This window comes from Lewinella sp. (genome assembly GCF_050633125.1).
GTDB lineage: Bacteria > Bacteroidota > Bacteroidia > Chitinophagales > Saprospiraceae > Lewinella.
Window position 1 is genome coordinate 1 of the sequence record NZ_JBOEFX010000193.1, and the last position, 643, is coordinate 643.

Annotated in this window: 1 pseudogene; it reads right to left on the bottom strand. The window is 53.7% G+C overall.

Annotated features, from left to right (window positions below):
- Positions 1 to 643: pseudogene (locus tag ACRBG0_RS27825) on the bottom strand (hypothetical protein); the annotation flags it as partial.

The window sequence follows — 643 nt, forward strand, 5'->3', positions numbered from 1 at the left end:
CTACAGCCATTTCCATCTGTATAACTGTAACTAATCGTATGCACGCCCGAGCCAGCAACCGCAGGATCGAAGCTATACGTCATGCCGTTGCCGTCATCTATAACGCCAGCTCCGCTGTAAACGCCACCTACTGGTAGGCCGCCGCCTAGGGCAGACTGAACACCAGCGTCAACACACAGGTCCGCAGGCGCAGCAAAGGTGATAACAGGTAAAGCAAACACTTCTTTATCATCACTCGCACTGTTGACACAGCCATTTCCATCTGTAAACGTGTATGTCAAGGTATGTACACCAACGCCCGCTGTTGCAGGGTCGAAGCTGTACGTCATGCCATTGCCATCATCCGTGACACCAGGACCGCTGTAAACGCCGCCCGTTGGCGTGCCGCCACCTAGGCCAGTCAGTGCACCATCGTTGACACAACAGTCGGCAGGCGCCGTAAACGTAACCGTAGGTAATGCAAACACTTCTACATCATCCGTGTCGCTACTGGTACAACCATTACCGTCGGTGAATGTGTATGTCAAAATGTGCACACCTATTCCTGCACTAGCAGGATCAAAGCTGTATGTCATGCCATTGCCGTCATCCGTAACGCCAGGGCCAGCGTAAACGCCGCCCGTTGGTAGACCACCTCCTAGGG